Raw genomic sequence first — 18,290 nt, 5'->3', positions numbered from 1 at the left:
TCGGCTTGGGGCCGGCGGGCATCAACCGCGAATGCGGGTTTGCTCGCCGGCCCACTCCTTTTCTCGGAGCTCGAACTTCTGCACCTTGCCGGTGGAGGTCTTCGGCAGCTCCTCGACGAACTCGACCGCCCTGGGCGTCTTGTACCGGGCGATCTTCGACCGCACGTGCTCGAGCACCTCGTCCTCCGTGGCGCTCGCACCGGTCCTCAGCACCACGAAGGCCTTCGGCCGCTCACCCCAGCGCTCATCCGGTACGCCGATCACCGCGGCCTCCAGTACCGCCGGATGCGACACGACGGCCTGTTCGACCTCGACCGTGGAGATGTTCTCCCCACCGGAGATGACCACGTCCTTCGCCCGGTCACGCAGCTCGACGTACCCGTCGGGATGCATGACCCCGAGGTCGCCGGAATGGAACCAGCCACCCGCGAACGCCTTCTCGGTGCCATCGGGATCGGCGAAGTAGCCGGCCATCACGTTGTTGCCGCGCATGACGATCTCGCCCATCGTCGTCGCGTCGGCCGGCACGTCGCGCATCTCGTCGTCGACGACCCGCAGCCGGTCGGCCGTCACCATGCCGACACCCTGGCGGGCCTGCAGCGCCGCGCGCTGTTCGGCGTCCAGCTCCAGCCAGGCGCGCTGGAACTGGTTCACCGAGTACGGGCCGTAGGTCTCGGTGAGACCGTAGACGTGCACGATCCGGAAACCCATCCGCTCCATCTGCAAGATGGTGGTCGGGCTGGGTGGGGCGCCGGCGGTGGTGATCACCAGCTGGTAGTCGAGGGTGACCGCCTCCGGCGCGTTCATGATCGTGTTGACGACCGTCGGCGCGCCGTTGAGGTGGGTCACGCCGTGTTCGGAGATGAGCCCCCAGATCGCGTCGCCGCGCACCTCGCGCAGGCACACGTGGGTGCCACCGATCGCGGTGAGCGCCCACGGCGTGCACCAGCCGTTGCAGTGGAACATCGGCAGCGTCCACAGGTACACCGAGTCGGGACTGTGCGCGGAGTGCACGATCTCGGACAACGAGTTCAGGTGCGCGCCCCGGTGGGTGTACATGACGCCCTTGGGCCGCCCGGTGGTCCCCGAGGTGTAGTTGATCGAGATCGTGGCGGTCTCGTCCTCGACCTCCCAGGGCAGGTCCGGACCGTCCGCGCCGCGTTCCACGAACTCGGCGTAGGTGGGGCCTGCCGGCCCGGTGCCGGACCCGGGCGCCGCCGCGTCGGTCAGGGTGACGATCTCGGCGACCGTCTGGAACTCGGCGGCGACCGTGGCGAGTGGCTCGGCGAGCACCGAGTCCACCACCAGCAGCTTCGATCCACTGTGGTCGAGGATGTAGCGGATCTCCTCGGCCGCGAGCCGGGTGTTGAGCGCGACCAGCACCCCGCCGGCCAGCGGCACGGCGAAGTGCGCCAGCAACATCGCCGGCAGGTTGGGCATCAGGTAGGCGACCCGGTCACCCGGCCCGATCCCCGACGCCCGCAGCGCGTTCGCGACCTGGGTGACCTGCCGCGCGAACTCGGCGTAGGTCACCCGCCGTTCCCCGTAGACGATCGCGGTCTTGTCCGGGTACACCTCGGCGCTGCGCCGCAGGTAGGACAACGGGGTCAGCTGTGTCGTGAAGACGGAGTCGGCGCCTCGGCCGGGCGGGTGCTCGGTCACCGTCGACTCACCTGGCCGCGGCTGGGGCGTGCTGCTCGGCGAGGAACGGCAGCACCTCGGCGAGGAACTCCTCGGTGCGCTCCAGTCCGAGGGCGTGGCTGGAGCCGGGCCCTTCGAAGATCTTGAGCTTGGCGCCGGGGATCAGCTCGGCCACCTTGCGGCACTGCCACGGCGGGGTCAGCAGGTCCTGCTCGCCGCCGATGACGAGGGTGGGCTTGTCGATGCCGGGCAGCCGGTCGGTGGTGTTGTGCTGCATATCGGCGTCCCACTGCTCGACGACGACCTTCATCTGCTCCTCGGTCTGCGGGAACAGCGGCAGCATCTGCTGCATCATCAGGCCGAAGTCCGGGGAGTTGAGCAGCTCCGGCGAGAACGCGAGACCGAGCGAGGCCAGCGCGACCTGCAGGTTGCCCTGCGTCCACGGGTAGCGCAGCGCAGCGAGCCCGCACGCCTGGAATCCGTCGAGCTCGGGCCAGGTGCCCCACAGGACCAGCGAGTCCACCTTGTCCGGCTCGGCGAGCACCAGCTCCTGCGCGACCGCGGTGCCCAGCGACCAGCCCAGCACGTGCGCACTCGACACACCCACGGCGTCGAGCACCGCGGCGGCGTCGCGGGCCATGCTCGCCATGCTGAGCGGTCCGTCACCGCGCAGCGACTCACCGATTCCGCGGTGGTTGAAGCTGATCACGTGGTAGTGCTCGGCGAGACCGACCGACAGCGCACCCCACAGCGCGTACTGCTGGGTGGTGCCGCAGATCAGCAGCAGCGACGGGTTGGCGCGATCACCGCTCTCCACCACGTCGAGACGGGCACCGGTGCCGACATCGAGCAACATTGATCAAGTCTCCTTAACACGGACGGGGCGTGTGCGACGAAGTCTGCCAGCGATTCACAGAAATGGCCCGTCGATGGGTTACTGTCCAGTAGGTGGACTACCTCGACATCGCCGAGCGGAACTGGCCGATCCTTCGGCGTTTCGCGTCGACGCACACCGCCGTCTACCGGGCGACCAACGGTCTGCTCGGCCACCGAATCCCGTTCAGCCCGCCCATGCTGCTGCTCGACCACGTCGGCGCGCGCAGCGGCACCCGCCGGACGACACCGCTGGTGTACCTCACCGACGGCGACGACATCGTGATCGTCGCGTCCAAGGGCGGCTACCCGCAGCACCCGGGCTGGTACCACAACCTGCGCGCCAACCCGGACACCACGATCCAGGTCGGCGGCGAGCGCCGGAAGGTCCGCGCGAAGGTCGCGGATCCGACCGAACGGGCCAGGCTGTGGCCCAAGGTGCTCGAGACCTACTCCGGCTTCGGTGACTACCAGAAGCACACCGATCGGGAGATCCCGCTGATCGTCCTGGAGCGCTCATGAGCACCGCCGAACGGTTCAGGGCCGCCGTCGAGTCGGGTGACCCGGCCAGCGCGGTCGACCTGTTCACCTCCGACGTCGTGTTCAACAGCCCGGTCGTGCACAAGCCCTACCAGGGCCGCGAGGCACTCGCCGCCATCCTGGGCGCGGTCGGCACGGTGTTCGAGAACTTCCACTACACCGCCGAGTACAGCGGACCCGACGGCCATGTGCTGGTGTTCCGCGCCGACGTGGGCGGGCGACAGCTGGAAGGCGTCGACATCGTGCGCACCGGCGAGGGCCCTGACGACCTGCTCACCGAGCTGACCGTGCTGGTTCGTCCCTACTCGGCGGCCACGGAGCTACGCGAACGAATGGCCGCACTGCTCACAGGGTGAGATAGGACCGTGCTGCTCCTCGTACTGGACCTGCTCGGCATCGCGGTGTTCGCGGTGTCCGGCGCGCTCGCCGCGATCCGAGCCCGGTTCGACGTCTTCGGTGTCATGGTGCTCGCGGTCATCACCGCCATCGGTGGCGGTGTCATCCGGGACGTGCTGCTCGGGATCACCCCGCCGAGCAGCCTGCGCCGCTGGCCCTACCTGTTGGTGCCGTTGCTGGTGGGGCTCGCGGTCTTCCTGCTCCGCAGGCCCAGTGGCGCGCCCCGGTCCCGGGCGCACGCGCGCCGGCTGGTGCTGGTCGCCGATGCGCTCGGGCTCGCCCTGTTCGTCACCACCGGTACCTCCACCGCGCTGGCGACCGGGGCACCGGCCGTGACGTCCGCGCTGGTCGGCGCCATCACCGGCATCGGGGGTGGTGTCCTGCGGGACATCCTGCTGCGTGAGGTACCGCTGGTGCTGCACCGCGAGATCTATGCGGTGCCGGCACTGCTCGGCGCGATGCTGGTCGCATTGGCGGACCGGTTGAGCTGGCCGAGCACACCGATCGCAATAGCCGCGGCGATCCTGGTCGCCGGGCTGCGGCTGCTGGCGATCTGGCGTCAGTGGGACGCCCCGAGGGCCCGACTGTGACCTAGATCAACCATTCAACGCAGGAACGTTGCCGTTCAACGCGACGAAGAGGGGCCGAACAGGTTAAGAGCAGCGAAAAAAGCCTGTACAACCTGCGACGACACGCTTACGGGCCGCTTGGCACAGCATCTAGTTCTTTCGTATGATTCCGCCGTACATCACGATCCGATTTCGACCAGGGCTATGAGTTGGCTCCCCACCGACTCACCGGACCCCGACCGGGCGCCCAAGGTCAGATCGCCGGTCGCGGAAAGGTAGAAGTTTTCGTGGCTCGTCACCGCTCCCCAGGCGGCCGCGGCACGGTTTCGGCGTATCTGCCGAGTCCGGACGCGCGCCGCACGCACGACGGTAGACACACCGCCGTGCCGTCATTCGACGCGACACCCGTCGCGCCGACCGTCTCGATCCCGGTACCGCCCCGGTCAGTTCCAACGCCAGCGCCCGCGCCGGCATTCGAGCCGACCAGCGTGATCCGGATCCCATCTCCGGATGGTCGCCAGGAAGGCCGTCGTCGCGCCGCGACCAGGCCGACCGTGCGCGGCAACCCGGTGGTCAGCGCGACCGCCGCACTGGGTGCCGTGGTCACCGGTGGATTAATGGCCGCTCAGCCGGCCGCGATGAACGCTTTCGCGGACGCAGCCGAGGCCGGCGCTCCGCAGCACACGCAGCTCGCGTCGGCGGCGCAGTCGCTGTCGATCAAGCCGGTGAGCGACGGCGCCACCATCACGGCAGCCGACTTCATGGATTCCTCCCCCGCGTCCACGGCGCTGATCCCCGCCGTGGTCCCGACCGAGCGGGAGAGCTCGGTCGACAAGCGTGACGTCGAGCAGCTGCACAAGGGCGAGAAGCTGGCCCTCGAAGCCGCCTCCCTGCACGCGGCGGCCGTCAAGGAGGCCAACATCCTCGCGGGTGGCGGCAACCTGGACGACTGGATCAGCGTGGCCCTGAACAAGCTGGGCCTCGACCAGTCCCTCTCCAGGGGCCTGAAGAAGATCATCATGTCGGAGTCGCGGGGCAACCCGCACGCGATCAACCGCACGGACAGCAACGCGATGGCCGGCCGTCCTTCGCAGGGTCTGATGCAGACGATCCCCAGCACGTTCCGTGCGTACGTGCTGCCGGAGCTGGCCAACCGGCCGATCACCGACCCGGTTGCGAACATCACCGCCGGTGTGCGGTACATGATCGCCAACTACGGCATCAGCACGCTGAAGGCCGGTGGCCGCACCGGTTCGCACGGCGGCTACATCGGTTACTGAGTCACCGACTCATCCCACGCAAAGGGCCCGGTCCTCATGGACCGGGCCCTTGTGGCATCCGGGGTGTGTGGGCGAGCACGTCCGCGTAGTGGCGCGGTGGTGGCGCGGGCCGCGCCCGAGGGCGACTTTGCACACCTTCGTGCTGTGTCGCACACGTCCGGACGTGTGCGACACAGCACGAACGTATGCGAAGTGGGAGCCTTGGGGCGTTTGGAGCCAGTGCGACGACATCGCGGGACTGTGCACAGCTGGCCCCCGGGCGCAGCCCGCGCGCACCACCGCCACCCGGCCACCCGACGACTTCGGCCCCAACCGGCCCCGGTCCAGGCCGCGGTAGGCAGGACCACAACCGCAGATCAAACGCACGAAAGAGCCCGGTCCTCTCAGACCGGGCCCTTTCGAACATCTATGGCGCCTACGAGACACCGGCGAACTCCAGTGCTTCCTGCCAGCTCTTCGACTGCGCGATGAGCCTGCGGTACTTCATGACCTGTGTCGGCCGGTCGATCGTGATGCATCCGGTGATCCGGTCGCCCCTGCGGTACAGCGCGAGGAACTTGTCCTCACCCAGCTCCTCACTGATCACCCGGATCTCGTCGGCGGCGGGGGTCCCGACGAACTGGATGCGGCTGCCGTACCAGTCCGACCAGAAGTACGGCACGCCGAGCGCGGGCTTGGCCTCGTCCGGGTTCAGCGCGTTCTTGGCCGCCAGCGCGCCCTGCTCGGCCGCGTTGGTCCAGTGCTCGAGCCGCATCACCATGCCGTCGAACAGCTGATGCGGGAAATGCACGACGTCGCCCGCCGCGTACACCCCCGGCAGCCCGGTGTTGAGCGTCTCGTCGCACACGATGCCCTTGTCGCGCTCGTGCAGCGTCACCCCGGAGCCGGCCAGCCAGTCCGTGCTCGGCGCCACGCCGACACCCACGACGACCAGGTCGGCGGGCAGGATCTCGCCGTCCTCCAGCTCGACGCCGGTCACCTTGCCGTCCTCGCCGACGAGCCCGGCGACCTTGACGCCGCAACGCAGGTCGGTGCCGTTCGCCTCGTGCAGCGCGGCGCACGCCCGGCCCATGTCCTCGCCGACCGAGCGCACCAGCGGCACCGGCAGCGCTTCCAGGATGGTGACCGGCAGGCCGCGCTTGCGGGCGCCGGAGGCCACCTCGGAGCCGATGAACCCGGCACCGACGACAACGGTGCGTGCCCCGGACTCCAGAGCGTCCCGGATCGCCACGGCGTCGTCGAGGGTGCGCAGGGTGTGCACCCCGGACAGCTTGTCCGCGCCGGGCAGCGTCCGCGCCGCCGCACCCGTCGCAATGATCACCGACCCGTACTCCAGCTCGGAGCCGTCGCTCAGCGCGATGACCTTGCGCTCCGCGTCGAGACCGGTCGCCCAGGTGTTGAGCCGCAGGTCGAGCTTCAGCTCGTCACGCAGCTCGGCTTCGGACCGGAACACCGGGGTGTCGGGGTCCTCCCCCTCATCCAGATACGCCTTCGACAGTGGTGGGCGGTCATAGGGCAGGTGCACCTCCCCACCGACCAGAGTCAGCTCGCCCTCGAACCCCGCCTTGCGGGCGGCCTGCGCCGCACGCAGACCGGCAAGCGAAGCACCGACGATGACCAGACGATCCGACACGAAAACCCCTCAGTCCTCGACGATGGACAATGCCTCGGTCGGGCACGACTCCACAGCCGCCTCGGCCTCGGCACGGGCATCCTCGTCCGGCTTCTCGTTCAAGATCACCAACGAGCCGTCGTCCTGCACCTCGAACAGCTCGGGCGCCTCCGCCTCACACATGCCCAGCCCGGTGCACTTGTTGTGATCGACCACGATACGCATGTATCCGCCTCCCTTGGTCCTCCTGGCGTGAGCCGAAAAGGCACCTCATTCACGCCAGGTACGAAGCTCGCAGCCTTGAGACATGGCTCACTGCTTCGAACTTCGAAATACTAGTCATTGCCCAGGAGATCGGGTCGGAAACACGTCTCCAGATTTCACATCAGTTTCCTCGGCGGCCAGCGCGGCGTCATCTCCCGCTCAGAGTGGGAACGTGCCCCAATCGAGGGAGACGGCTCTAGAGCGCCGAGGCGTACTCGACGATCCGCTCGACCTGCTTCACCGTCGCCGGTGCGTGCGGACCGGTCGGGGACAGGTTGATGGTGGTCACGCCACCTTCGGCCAACGCTTCGAGGCGCTCCTTGATCCGCCCTTCCGGGCCGATCAGGCCGAGCCCGTCCAGCAGCTCGTCCGGCAGCGACGCGGCGGCCTCGTCCTTCTTCCCGTCCAGGTACAGGTCCTGGCAGGTCTTGGCCTCGGCCTCGAACCCGTAGCGGCAGGCGAGGTCGTTGTAGAAGTTCTTGCCACGAGCGCCCATGCCGCCCACGTAGAGGGCCAGCTTCGGCCGCATGACGTCGCGCATGGCGTCCAGGTCGTCGCCCATCGCGACCGGAATCTGCGGTGCGATGTCGAGCGGCCCCAGCTCGGGGTCACGCTTCGCGGCTCCGGCGGCCAGCGCGTCGCCCCACACGTCCTTGGCGCGCTCGGGCAGGTAGAACAGCGGCTGCCAGCCGTTGGCGACCTCGGCGGTGAGCTCTACGTTCTTCGGCCCGATCGAGGCGATGACGATCGGGATGTCCGCACGCAGCGGGTGGTTGATCAGCTTGAGCGGCTTACCCAGCCCGGTGCCCTGCTCAGCGGGCAGCGGCACCTTGTAGTACTTACCGTCGTGGCGCACCGGCTCGCGGCGCCACACCTGCCGGCAGATCTCCACCAGCTCGCGCTGCCGCCCCAGCGGCGCGTTGTACGGCACGCCGTGGAAGCCCTCGATGACCTGTGGCCCGGACGCACCGATGCCCAGGATGAACCGGCCGCCGGACACGTAGTCCAGCCCGGCCGCCGTCATCGCGGTCAGCGACGGGGTACGGGTGTAAATCTGCAGGATGCCCGAGGCCAGCTGCACGCGTTCGGTGCGCGCGGCGATGAAACCGAGCTGCGACACCGCGTCGAAGCTGTAGGCCTCCGGTACGTACAGCACCTCGAGACCGGCGCGCTCGTAGTCCGCCAGTTCGTCCACGGCTTCGCTGAACCCGCCGCTGTAGTTCAGCGTCATTCCTACCCGCACCTGGCGCTCCTCACCGAGACGACAGCACTACTTTTTCTAACGGCCAATTAAAACCTATGACACCCCGCTTGCGGGAATCGAGGTGACAGGTGGCACATCAGGACCGCGACACCGGTTTCCCCGCGCCCGGCTTCAGCGCCAGTACCTCGGTGAACCCGTCGAGCAGCGACTCGATGAACAGTTCCGGCTCGGTGAACGACGCGGCGTCGTAGTTGACCCCGACGCAGCCGATGTCCCCGTGGGTCACCAGCGTGATCATCGCGGCGCAGCCGGGCAGCGGGGCGTACGGGTACATCCGCTCGATCCGCGCGCCGGCCAGGTACACCTGGTCCCCGATGCCGGGCACGTTGCTGGCCTGCAGGTCGTTGCCCTTGGTCATCGGACCGGCGAGCTGCGCGATCACCGAACCGGGCAGCCTGGCCAGCGCCGGCGACATCAGGCCGATCATGTTGACGGCCGGCTCCGCGCGCGCCGACAGGATCAGAGCGCGCACCTCCTCGATCCGCGCCTTCGGATCGATCGTGGACACCGGCGCGGAGATTCGCGCGGACGCGATCTTGTTGCCACCGGAGGTGTCCCCCGGTTTGCGCACCGAGATCGGGATGGCCATGGGGATCGCGTCGACGACCGGGACGGCCATGGCCTCGTGGTAGCGGCGGTAGCCGCCGAGGAGCGCGGCCAGGTAGGTGTCGTTGATCGAACCGCCGACCGACTTGCCGGCGGCCTTGAGATCGGCGAACGGCACGTCGAGCGCCGCGAACCGCCAGCTCATGCTGCGCTTGGCCAGCAGCGGCGAGCCCTGCGCGTCCGGCGGGGTCAGCACGCGGCGCAGCGAGCGGCCGTACCGGGTGGCCTCCCCCAGCGCGCCCTTCGGGTCGCTGAGCGCGCGCAACGCCCCGGATCCGACCTCACGCAGCGCGCCCGGCACCGACTCGACGTCACCTCGGACCTGGGACAGCAGCACGTCGAGAGAGCTGAGCGCCTCGGCCGGTTCGAACGCGGGCTGCGGCTTGTCCGGGTTGGGCTCGCGCTTCTTGGAGTGCAGCTGGCTGAGCAGCTGCAGCGCGCCCATGCCGTCGGTCGCGGAGTGGTGCATCTTCAGCACGTAGGCGCCCCGGCCGTCCGGAAGGCCCTCGAACAGGACCGCCTCCCACGGCGGGCGGGTGCGGTCGAACGGGGTCATCGCGATCTGCGCGGCAGCGTCCAGCAGCTCGGCCCAGCCGCCGCCCTCGGGAAGCCGTTGGCGGCGGACGTGGAAGCGCAGGTCGAAGTCGGGATCGACGGTCCATCTCGGCGCACCGAGACCCAGCGGCGCCTCGACGACCCGCTGCCGGAAACGGGGCACCATCCGCACCGCCCAGTCGTGCGCGGCGCGGAAGCGGTCCCAGTCCGGCACGACGTCGAGCTGCTCGATCGCCACGACCGGCGACCGCAGCGTGCGGTCCGCCTCGGCCCGCCACATGACCGCCTCGAAGGCGTTCATCTCCTCGCCGGAACCCCAGTCCAGTGGAGCGTCCGGGCTGCGACCGTCCTGAGCTGCCATTACGCGTGTCCCTTGCCGTTCGTGTTGTTGCTCGGCCAATGCGCCAGGGTCTCGACGAACATGTCACGTACCTGCTTGGCGTGCTCGGTGACGGTCTTCGCCTGCCAGCCGCTCGTGTCGACCGGCGGCAGGACGGCGACCTCGACGGTGCCGGACCGGATCGCCTGCGCACCGCGCCACATGACCTCGCCCGCGTTGCGCATGACGATCGGCACGATCGGCACGCCGGCCTGCATGGCGATGTGGAATGCGCCCTTCTTGAAAGGGCCCAGCTTCGGGGTCGCGGAGCGGGTGCCCTCCGGTGCCATGATCAGCGAGATGCCTTCGTCGCGGACCTTGGCCACGGCGGGTTCGAGCACCTGCTTGGCCTGTGCGGTGTTGCCCCGGTCGACGAACGCCACGTCGGCGAGCTGGAACAGCTGACCGAAGCCGGGGATGTTCTTGGCCTCCTTCTTGGCCACCCCGGTCAGCTTCCCGCGCACGAGCTTCATCGCGATGATCGGATCGATCTTGCTCTGGTGGTTGAACACGAAGACCGCGGGCCGAGGCGAGGTCAGGTACTCGGTGCCGGTGACCACGTCGACGTCGACGCCGGCGAGCCCCAGTGACAGGTCGGCGCCGAGGGAGGTGCTCACGTCGAGCATGTCGCGCTTGGACCGGCGCAGCAGCCCCACGCCGATGCCCGCGGTGACGGCGGCGGCGAACCCGCCGTAGAACCCGACGGTGCGCAGCACGTCCACCGGGCTGGGCATGCCGCCGCGCGGGACGCAGTGCAGGACCGGCCAGCCGCGCCGCTCCGCCTCCTGCGCCAGGCCGTGGTCGGGCTGCACGGCGACCGGGTTGCCCACCGTCTCCAGGAACATGACGTCCTCGTCGCCGTTGCTGTAGGCGAAGGACTTGGTCAGGTCGATGTTCTGCGCCTCGGCGAGCGCGCGCACCGCGCGGGCCTTGCCGAGACCCCACAGCGGCGTGCCCGCCGGCCGTCCGGTGATCACCCCGTCGACGACCTCGACCTCGGTGCACAGCACGTGCGCCGCGCCGATGTCGCGGCCCATCGGCTCGACCTGGAAACGGGTGGCCGACGAGGCCAGCAGCACGGTGTGGCCCATCTCGTGGTGGGCCTGGACGAGCTCCCACACCTCGTTGTGCAGCTGCGCGGCGATCTCGTGCTTGAACAGCGACTCACCGAGCTTCATCAGCTCGTCGGGTGTGCGGCCGCGCCAGGCACCCAGCGACATGTCCAGCAGCTCGGCGAACTCCTTCTGGGTGCTGACGCCGCGCACGCTGGCCCAGGTCATCTTCGCCAGCTCGGTCGGGCCGATATCGCGTTCCCTGAACCGTTTGTTGTAGAAGGCCATCGCCGAGTAACCGGAGATCACCGTTCCGTCGTAGTCGAAACACGCGGCGATCTCGGGGCCGCGAGGAGCCGCGTAAACCTTGGCGACCAGCTCTGTCAGCTTCATCGGATACCCCCACAAGAGCCGAGTTGCGGTCAACCTACCCGGCCAAGATGACCTCTTGGCTATCGCGGGCCAACGTTCGTCCTGTAATTCTTGCCAGAACAAACGGTCAGGATTGACTGGTAAGTACTTCGCGCTGCACACTAGCGCCACTCAGCGCTGAGGGGTATAGGAAGCGGGCCGCATGAAGTGGGAGTTCGACGACCTGGCGTCGTCCCTTTACCCGCTGTATTCGCGTGCGGTGGTCGGTGATCTCTGCCCGACCCCGGTCAGCCCGCTGACCGCCACCGTGGGCGTCGGCGCCGAGCTCGGACCCGCGTGGGCGCGGGTGTACACCGACACCGGGCTGCGTCCCGCGCCGGAGCCGGGAGCCGAGGCCGCGCACCACCCCGCCGCACTGTTCGGTGCCCATCTGTACCTGAACACCTCGCTGCTGCGGTTGTTCGGCGTGTACGCCAGCGGAGCCGACCCGATGGCGTTCGCCAGGCAGTACCTGGGCGAGCGGCCCGACGTGCCGCGCCAGCGCGACGAACGTCCCACGCTCGAAGCGACCGCGGAGCGGCTGCGGAGCTGGACGGCCTCGGTGCTGTCCGGCCAGACCGACCACTCCGGCGCGGCGCGGCGGTTCACCGAGCTGCGTGCCGGACGTCCCCAGCTGCGCCGATGCTCCGATGCCGACCTGGTCGCGCGGATCACCGCCCTGCGTGCCCCACTGCGCGAGACGCTCCGGTTCCTCGCCGAGGCGGAGCTGGCGACCGCCGTCACCAGCGACCTGCTCACCAGGGCCACCGAGGAGGCCGGCTTCCCCGGTCTGACCGGCGCGCTCGTCGCCGGGCACGGTGGTTCGGCGACCGCCCCGATCGACGGGCTGTGGCAGCTGGCGAAACGGGTCAGCGCCTCGGACCGGCTGACCCGCTTGTTCGACAAGGGCGTGTCCGCCGCCGCCGTCGAGCTCGGCACCACCTGCTCGGAGAACCTTCGGTCCTTCCTGGCCGAGAACGGGCACTTCGGGCCCGCCGAGTGGGAACTGTCGGCCGACACGTGGGGCACCGACGCCCACCTGATGGTGCGGCTGGTCGATGTCCTGCGCCGGGGCACCGATCAACCCGATCCCGCGTCCCGGGCCCGCTCGCGGGCCAACCTCAGCGCGCAGACCGCGTCGACGATCCGCGGCTCGCTGCGCGGCTCACCGGTCGCGTCGGCCCGTTTCGACGAGGCGCTGACCGCGAGCGCGCGCTGGCTGCCGGCCCGCCACGGACTACGGCGGATCGTCTCCGGGCTACACCATGAACAACGTCTCGCGGCGCGGGAGCTGGGCCGCAGACACACCGAGAGCGGCCTGCTCGACGAGGTCGACCAGATCTTCATGCTGCTGGAACCGGAGCTGGGGTCGTTCCTCTCCGACCCGTCCGCGCACGGCGAGTCGCTGCGCATGCGGGCCTACGACTACCGCGCCCTGGCCGCCTATCAGCCGCCGTTCGTCACCATCGGGGCGCCGCCGCCGGTCGTGCGGTGGCAGCCGCGTCCCAGCCCCAAGCAGCTGAGCGGGCGCCGAATTCTGCCCGGAACAGCGGCCGGGCCGGGGCTCAGCGCCGGTCGCACCGTCGTGCTCGCCACCCCCGCCTCCCCCAGCGAGGTGCGCCCCGGCGACGTTCTCGTCCTGCCGACCGGCGGGCCCGGCTGGGTCCCGTTGCTGCCGGTCGCCGGCGCGGTCGTCGTCGACGGTGGCTCGGCGCTGTGCGACGTCGCGGTCGCCTGCCGGGACCTCGGCGTGGCCTGCGTCGTCGCGACGGTCGACGCGACGAGCAGGCTGGGTACCGGCGCGTCCGTGCAGGTCGACGGCTTCTCCGGGTCGGTGGCGCTGACCGAGCGCACCGCCTCGGCCAAGGACACCGGTCAGGACGATCTCCCCCGGCTGTTCAGCCGGCCCACCAGCAGCACAGCGTGATCGGTGGGTCGACGATAGGTTCACCGGGTGGCTGAACCGGACAGACCCCTACGTCGGAGCCGCAGCGAACGCACCGCCGACAGTCGCCAGCTCATCCTGGACGCGACTCTCGACTGCCTCGTCGAGGACGGCTACGCACGCGCGACGACACTCACCATCCAGGCCCGCGCCGGCGTGTCCAGGGGGCGACTGTTACACCATTTCCCGTCCCGCGAAGGCCTGCTCGTCGCCGCGTGCCAGCACCTGGCCAGCAACCACCTCGCCGAGCTCGCCAACTGGGGTGCCTACTCCCTCGACGACCTGGACTCCGACGCCGAACGTCTCGACCGCTGTATCGACCTGTTCTGGTCGACGTTCGACGAGCGGTACTTCTGGGGCTCGATGGAACTCTGGACCGCCGCCCGCACCGACCCCCAGCTGCGTGCGACGTTGCATCCCGAGGAACGCCGCCTGGGCACCGCGGTCCGTAACGCGATCGACTCCCTGTTCGGCCCGTTCTGCCGCCATCCCCGCTACCCGCTGGTCCGCGAGATCCTGCTGAGCAGCATGCGAGGCGTGGCGATGACGTACTCGTTCGACCAGAAGCGGGACCGGGCGAGCGACCCCCACCTCCCCATGTGGCGGGCCCTGGCAGCCGACCTCCTGAACTAGCCCGCCTCTCCCCATGATCACCACGGGCTGATGGCTGCGTTTCCGCGCGAGAACGGCTACCAGCCCGTGGTGATCAAGGGGGAGCCGGTCGATCGCGAACGAAATCGCCTGTTCTGGCGTGGGAGTGAGGTCTGGGCCCGAAGCTGAGCTGATGGTGGACCCGATCTTCCGAGGCAGCGAAGCTCGTGCGGCCGGGCTGTCCTGGGGCGTGCTGCGAGGGCCGCGCTACCAGCGGCTCATGCCCGACGTGTACGCATGCGCGTCCCTCACCCCGGACCTGGCACTCCGCTCACGTGCCGCGTACCGCTGGGCGGACGGGAAGGGCGTTCTGTCCGGCTATTCGGCCGCCGAGTTGCTCGGTGCCGGATGCGCACCCGCTGACGCAGCCGCGGAGCTGGTGTTCTGGGAAGCACACGCTGACGCTCCCCCGGGCGTAATTGCCCAACAGGTGGCGTTGGCCGAGGACGAGCTGCTGGAGTTCGACGGTGTCGAGCTCACCACTGCGTTACGCACGGCCTACGACCTGGCGCGCCGTGAACCACTCGCCGAGGCCGTGGTCGCGGTCGACTCGCTGGCCAGGGTCGGAGGCTTCGAACCGACCGACCTCCTCACCTTCGCCGAGCGCTACCCCGGCTACCGCCACTCACTGCGGCTGCCCCAGGCCGTGAACCTGGCCGAGCCCGCCTCGGAGTCACCCATGGAGTCACGACTGCGAGTACTGCTCGTCCTGGCGGGCCTACCGCGCCCCACCGTGCAGCACACCGTGCTGGACAGCGCCGGCCGGTTCATCGCACGGGTCGACCTGGCGTACCCGCGGCGATCGATCGCGATCGAGTACGACGGCGCGGATCACTTCACACAGCAGCAGACCATCCAGGACGGCCACCGCGCGACCCGCCTGGCAGACGCCGGCTGGCGGGTCTACCGCTACTACGCCCGCGACGTCTACCAGCGCCCCGCACGCATCGTCGCCGACATCCGCCGGGCACTCTCTCGATGATCACCACGGCCCGGTGGCTGATTTCTCGCAGAAAATCAGCTACCAGCCCGTGGTGATCATCGAAACGCGGTTAGAAGAGCCCGACCCGGGCGACCAGCAGGAACGCCACGATCACCAGGATCGCCACCAGCGCGATCCAGGTCCACTGCGGGTCGACGCCGAACCAGGACTTCGGCTTGACCGCGGGCGGCCTGCGGCGTTCGGCCGAGGCTTCCGCCTCGTCGAGGCGGGGCGGGCCGGTGTAGTCGGAGAACTCGAACCGCGCGTCGAAGTCATCGGTCGTCTCGATGCCGTGCAGGACCTCGTGCGGCGGGCCGTGCGCGACGATCCGGCCGTTGACCATGATCGCCAGGTTGTCGGCGAGCCTGCGGGCGAGCTCCAGGTTGTGTGTCGTCACCAGGAGGGTGCAGTTGGTCCGCTCGCGCAGGCCGCGCACCGCGTCCAGCATCATCGCCGAGTGCTGACCGTCGAGGCCGAGGTCGATCTCGTCGAGCACGGTGAACGGAGCGTCGGCGACCAGGGCCCTCGCCAGCGCGAGTCGTTTCGTCGCGTGGGCCGGCAGCTCTTCGGGCTTGCGGTCGACGTGGTCCAGCAGATCGAGCTCCGCCAACCGGGCCATCGCCCGGTTGTGCCGCAGCTCGGCCGGAACTCCGTGGACCTCGAGGCTGTAGGTGAGGTTCTCCAGCACCGTCATCGAGCTGAACGTCGAGGTACTGAAGAGGTAGCTGCCGCCGAGCATCGCGGACATGCCCTTGCGGATGTCCTTCCACTCGTCCGGTGAGGAGTCCCAGATGTCGCGGTCGTCGATCCGCACGGTGCCGCCGTCCGGCTCCAGCAGCCCGACGACGTGCTTAATCAGGGTCGTCTTACCCACGCCGGACGGGCCCATGAGCACCGTCACCCTGCCCGCGGGTATCTCCAGCCAGAGCCGGTGCATGACGGCCGTGTCGTCGAGGATCGTGGTGATGTTGTCGAGCACGACATCCGGTACCGGCCGGATGGTGCCGGGTACGTCAGGTTCCATGGCGACCTCCACTCGTGCCCGGGTCAGTTCTTCGGACGCGGGAACGCACACTGATGCGTTGCACTACATTCGGCGGCACACTGCACGGAGTTTGGTGGGCAATTCGTGGTGTCCGGTCGGTATACCAGGGATACGACCGCCAACACAATGAACACGACGCCCGCCCCGATACATGCGTAGGCACCTCTGCGCAGTGTCGCGCTGCGGCGCTCGATCGAACGTTCGTCCCATCCGGGGACCACGCCGAGCCGCTCGTTCCTGCGGGTCCCCCACACACCGAGCAGGATCAGCAGCACGCCGAGAAATCCGAAAACCACTGCCACGAATACCACAGGACTCCTCCGGCCGATTCGACATTATTGACCGTCGGGCGGCTATTCGGCCGACCTCAATCGGGCGAACAGTACCGCCGCCGGAAAGTCGCGCTCAGCCGTCCCGTCCAGGTCGATCGTGTTCCATACCCAGCCACCGGGAAACCGCTTCCGCTCTGTTCGCCGCACCCAGCTTGCGCAGGATGTGTTTGACGTGGGATTTCACGGTGCCCTCCGAGATGACCAACCGGCGCGCGATGCGCCCGTTCGTGTCGCCGGAGGCCATGAGCCGCAGCACCTCGATCTCGCGGCGGGTCAGGTTCGTTCCCTCGCCACCGGTCGGGAACCGGTCGTCGTGGCCGGAATGAGCTGCGCGGCCCCGGAAGCTGACCGACATCGAGCCCATGCTCCTCGGCGCCGCGGCACCGAGGCGGACGCGGTCACTCTTCGCCGAGGCGAGCGCACCGGCGACGTGGTCGAAGCCGACCTGGATGGCCGACAGCCGGTCCAGCATCGTGGTTCGCCCCAGCGCCTGGCCGAGGCCCTCGGCGAACAACGTGAGCAGCTGGCGGTCGAACCCGTCCACGTCGCGCTGCTGGTAGTAGCGGTCGGCGTGGACGAACCCGACGACGGCGCCCTCGGTCATCAGCGGAACCGCCGTGTACGAGCGGGACAGTGACGCGTCGGCGATCGGCCGGTTGACCGCGGGCCGCCCCTGTACGTCGTGCACGACGATGCCCACCTTGCGGCGCACCATCTCGGTCTCGACGATCGAGCCGTCCAACGTCTGCGGGTTGGTCCGGCCGATCTCCAGGATCTCCTCGCCCCATTTCTGGTCGCGGACGACACACACGTTCTCGGTGATCCAGGCGGAGTTCTCGATGCGGGACAGGATCGCCCGGTCGAAGCCGGCGATGCAGACCGCGGCGGCGGCCTGCTCGACGAGCGTGGCGGTGGAATCGCAGCCCCGCAGCGTGGACAGCGCCTCGCGCACCCGGCCGAACGCGGCATCCCGGCTGCGCAGGTTCTCCGCGGTCAGCAGCTCGTCGACCTGCTTGATCTCGCCGAGCAGCGCGACCAGACCGGCCGAGTTCGCGGCGACGCCACCGTGACCGACCGCGGACGTGGCCGCCGCGAACACCCGCGTCCACGAGTGGTCCAGCGCCGCCCGCGCGGTCGGCACGTCGAACAGCTGGTCGGCCGTGGGCAACGTGACGTCGGCCAGCGCCGCCCGTACCTCGTCCAGCAGAGCGACGATCCGCTCGCGATGTCCATCGGCCAGCAAGATGCCCCGACCGAATTCATCGGAGCGGCCAGTGGATTCGACAGCCACAGCATTGGAGCCACCAGGACGCATCTGTCTACTCCCAACGGTTACGCCTGGTTGAGGTTAACCTGCGTCACCCATCAGATACCGTTCGGCGTCGGCAAAAGGTCCACTCCATTAGGTGACCGGGGAGTTCCCGGCTCAGGTCAGGCAGAGTTCGTTGCCTTCCGGATCAGCGAGTGTGATCCACCGGAACGGCCCCTGGGAGCCGCGATAAAGCTCCGTCGCCCCCTTCTTGATCAACCGCGCCGATTCCTCTTCGATCCGCTCCGAACCGACCCGGACATCCAGATGAATCCGGTTCTTCACACTCTTCTTCTCGGGCACCTCTTGGAATAGCAAGCGGCGGCCGGGGAGCTCCGGGCTGATAATCGCCGAACCGACGCGCCACACCAACTCCCCGCGCCATTCCATCGTGTCCGACTCCTCCGCCTTGCCCTCCTCGACCATCCGGCGGACGAACGCCCCGTCGGTCGGTTCGACGCTCCAGCCGAGGGCATCGGCCCACCACTCGGCGAGCGCGTGCGGGCGCGAACAGTCGAATGTCACTTGGAAGTCGTATGCCATGGGGTGGAAGCTAGCCGCCACCACCGACAAGTTCGGAGCAC

The 18,290-nt window shown here is 69.0% G+C and carries 17 protein-coding genes; 7 read left to right on the top strand and 10 right to left on the bottom strand.

From position 1 onward, the window contains the following. Positions 1-21: 21 nt before the first annotated feature. The gene (locus tag G406_RS0131510; protein ID WP_037079440.1) at positions 22-1,662 is read right to left on the bottom strand and encodes an acyl--CoA ligase family protein; all 1,641 of its coding nucleotides are present in this window, start codon (positions 1,660-1,662) and stop codon (positions 22-24) included. A gap of 7 nt (positions 1,663-1,669) precedes the next feature. Next, positions 1,670-2,497 carry an alpha/beta fold hydrolase gene (locus G406_RS51090; RefSeq protein WP_037079436.1) on the bottom strand — a complete coding sequence of 276 codons (828 nt, stop codon included), beginning with the start codon at positions 2,495-2,497 and terminating at the stop codon, positions 1,670-1,672. A 92-nt stretch (positions 2,498-2,589) separates the two neighbouring features. Here G406_RS51090 and G406_RS51085 point away from each other — a divergent pair, with 92 nt between their 5' ends. The 4 genes from G406_RS51085 to G406_RS54735 all read left to right on the top strand — a co-directional run bounded on the left by G406_RS51085 (position 2,590) and on the right by G406_RS54735 (position 5,299). Further along, entirely contained in the window at positions 2,590-3,036 is a 447-nt protein-coding gene (locus G406_RS51085; protein WP_037079435.1) for a nitroreductase family deazaflavin-dependent oxidoreductase, read from the top strand. Then, on the top strand, positions 3,033-3,410 hold the full coding sequence (locus G406_RS0131495) for a nuclear transport factor 2 family protein (RefSeq protein ID WP_028936886.1): 378 nt from the start codon (positions 3,033-3,035) through the stop codon (positions 3,408-3,410). Before G406_RS51085 ends, G406_RS0131495 begins: the two co-directional genes overlap by 4 nt. Before the next feature lie 9 nt (positions 3,411-3,419). Continuing rightward, entirely contained in the window at positions 3,420-4,040 is a 621-nt protein-coding gene (locus tag G406_RS0131490; RefSeq protein ID WP_028936885.1) for a trimeric intracellular cation channel family protein, read from the top strand. 467 nt (positions 4,041-4,507) lie between these two features. Beyond that, positions 4,508-5,299, top strand: a complete 792-nt coding sequence (locus G406_RS54735) for a transglycosylase SLT domain-containing protein (RefSeq protein WP_245607283.1) — start codon at positions 4,508-4,510, stop codon at positions 5,297-5,299. Positions 5,300-5,714: 415 nt separating this feature from the next. Here G406_RS54735 and G406_RS0131480 read toward each other — a convergent pair whose 3' ends face one another. From G406_RS0131480 to G406_RS0131460, 5 genes are all read right to left on the bottom strand, one after another. After that, positions 5,715-6,932 (bottom strand): NAD(P)/FAD-dependent oxidoreductase, encoded by a 1,218-nt coding sequence (locus G406_RS0131480; protein WP_028936884.1) that lies wholly within the window; start codon positions 6,930-6,932, stop codon positions 5,715-5,717. A 9-nt stretch (positions 6,933-6,941) separates the two neighbouring features. Then, a complete protein-coding gene (locus tag G406_RS0131475) occupies positions 6,942-7,136 on the bottom strand; it encodes a ferredoxin (protein ID WP_028936883.1) in 195 nt (64 codons plus the stop codon). A gap of 235 nt (positions 7,137-7,371) precedes the next feature. Next, positions 7,372-8,418 (bottom strand): LLM class F420-dependent oxidoreductase, encoded by a 1,047-nt coding sequence (locus tag G406_RS0131470; protein ID WP_028936882.1) that lies wholly within the window; start codon positions 8,416-8,418, stop codon positions 7,372-7,374. 97 nt (positions 8,419-8,515) lie between these two features. Then, positions 8,516-9,961 (bottom strand): wax ester/triacylglycerol synthase domain-containing protein, encoded by a 1,446-nt coding sequence (locus G406_RS0131465; RefSeq protein ID WP_028936881.1) that lies wholly within the window; start codon positions 9,959-9,961, stop codon positions 8,516-8,518. After that, entirely contained in the window at positions 9,961-11,424 is a 1,464-nt protein-coding gene (locus tag G406_RS0131460; RefSeq protein ID WP_028936880.1) for an HAD-IB family hydrolase, read from the bottom strand. Before G406_RS0131460 ends, G406_RS0131465 begins: the two co-directional genes overlap by 1 nt. A gap of 181 nt (positions 11,425-11,605) precedes the next feature. Here G406_RS0131460 and G406_RS0131455 point away from each other — a divergent pair, with 181 nt between their 5' ends. The 3 genes from G406_RS0131455 (at position 11,606) to G406_RS0131445 (ending at position 15,020) form a co-directional block, all read left to right on the top strand. Continuing rightward, positions 11,606-13,369: a PEP-utilizing enzyme gene (locus G406_RS0131455; protein ID WP_028936879.1), complete on the top strand. Its 1,764-nt coding sequence runs from the start codon at positions 11,606-11,608 to the stop codon at positions 13,367-13,369. A 27-nt stretch (positions 13,370-13,396) separates the two neighbouring features. Next, the gene (locus G406_RS0131450) at positions 13,397-14,020 is read left to right on the top strand and encodes a TetR/AcrR family transcriptional regulator (RefSeq protein ID WP_028936878.1); all 624 of its coding nucleotides are present in this window, start codon (positions 13,397-13,399) and stop codon (positions 14,018-14,020) included. Between the two features lie 151 nt (positions 14,021-14,171). Beyond that, the gene (locus G406_RS0131445) at positions 14,172-15,020 is read left to right on the top strand and encodes an endonuclease domain-containing protein (RefSeq protein ID WP_037079433.1); all 849 of its coding nucleotides are present in this window, start codon (positions 14,172-14,174) and stop codon (positions 15,018-15,020) included. 70 nt (positions 15,021-15,090) lie between these two features. Here the strand turns inward: G406_RS0131445 and G406_RS0131440 are convergent, their stop codons facing one another. The 3 genes from G406_RS0131440 to G406_RS0131430 all read right to left on the bottom strand — a co-directional run bounded on the left by G406_RS0131440 (position 15,091) and on the right by G406_RS0131430 (position 18,249). Next, positions 15,091-16,044, bottom strand: coding sequence for an ATP-binding cassette domain-containing protein (locus G406_RS0131440; protein ID WP_156935253.1), 954 nt, complete (start codon positions 16,042-16,044; stop codon positions 15,091-15,093). Between the two features lie 426 nt (positions 16,045-16,470). Continuing rightward, entirely contained in the window at positions 16,471-17,640 is a 1,170-nt protein-coding gene (locus G406_RS59130; RefSeq protein ID WP_051342942.1) for a LuxR C-terminal-related transcriptional regulator, read from the bottom strand. Between the two features lie 183 nt (positions 17,641-17,823). Continuing rightward, the gene (locus tag G406_RS0131430; protein ID WP_028936875.1) at positions 17,824-18,249 is read right to left on the bottom strand and encodes a VOC family protein; all 426 of its coding nucleotides are present in this window, start codon (positions 18,247-18,249) and stop codon (positions 17,824-17,826) included. Positions 18,250-18,290: the final 41 nt, after the last annotated feature.

Source organism: Actinospineispora spinosispora DSM 44797 (assembly GCF_000429025.1).
In the GTDB taxonomy this organism is placed as follows: domain Bacteria; phylum Actinomycetota; class Actinomycetes; order Mycobacteriales; family Pseudonocardiaceae; genus Pseudonocardia; species Pseudonocardia spinosispora.
This window is presented reverse-complemented; position numbering and strand designations above follow the sequence as displayed.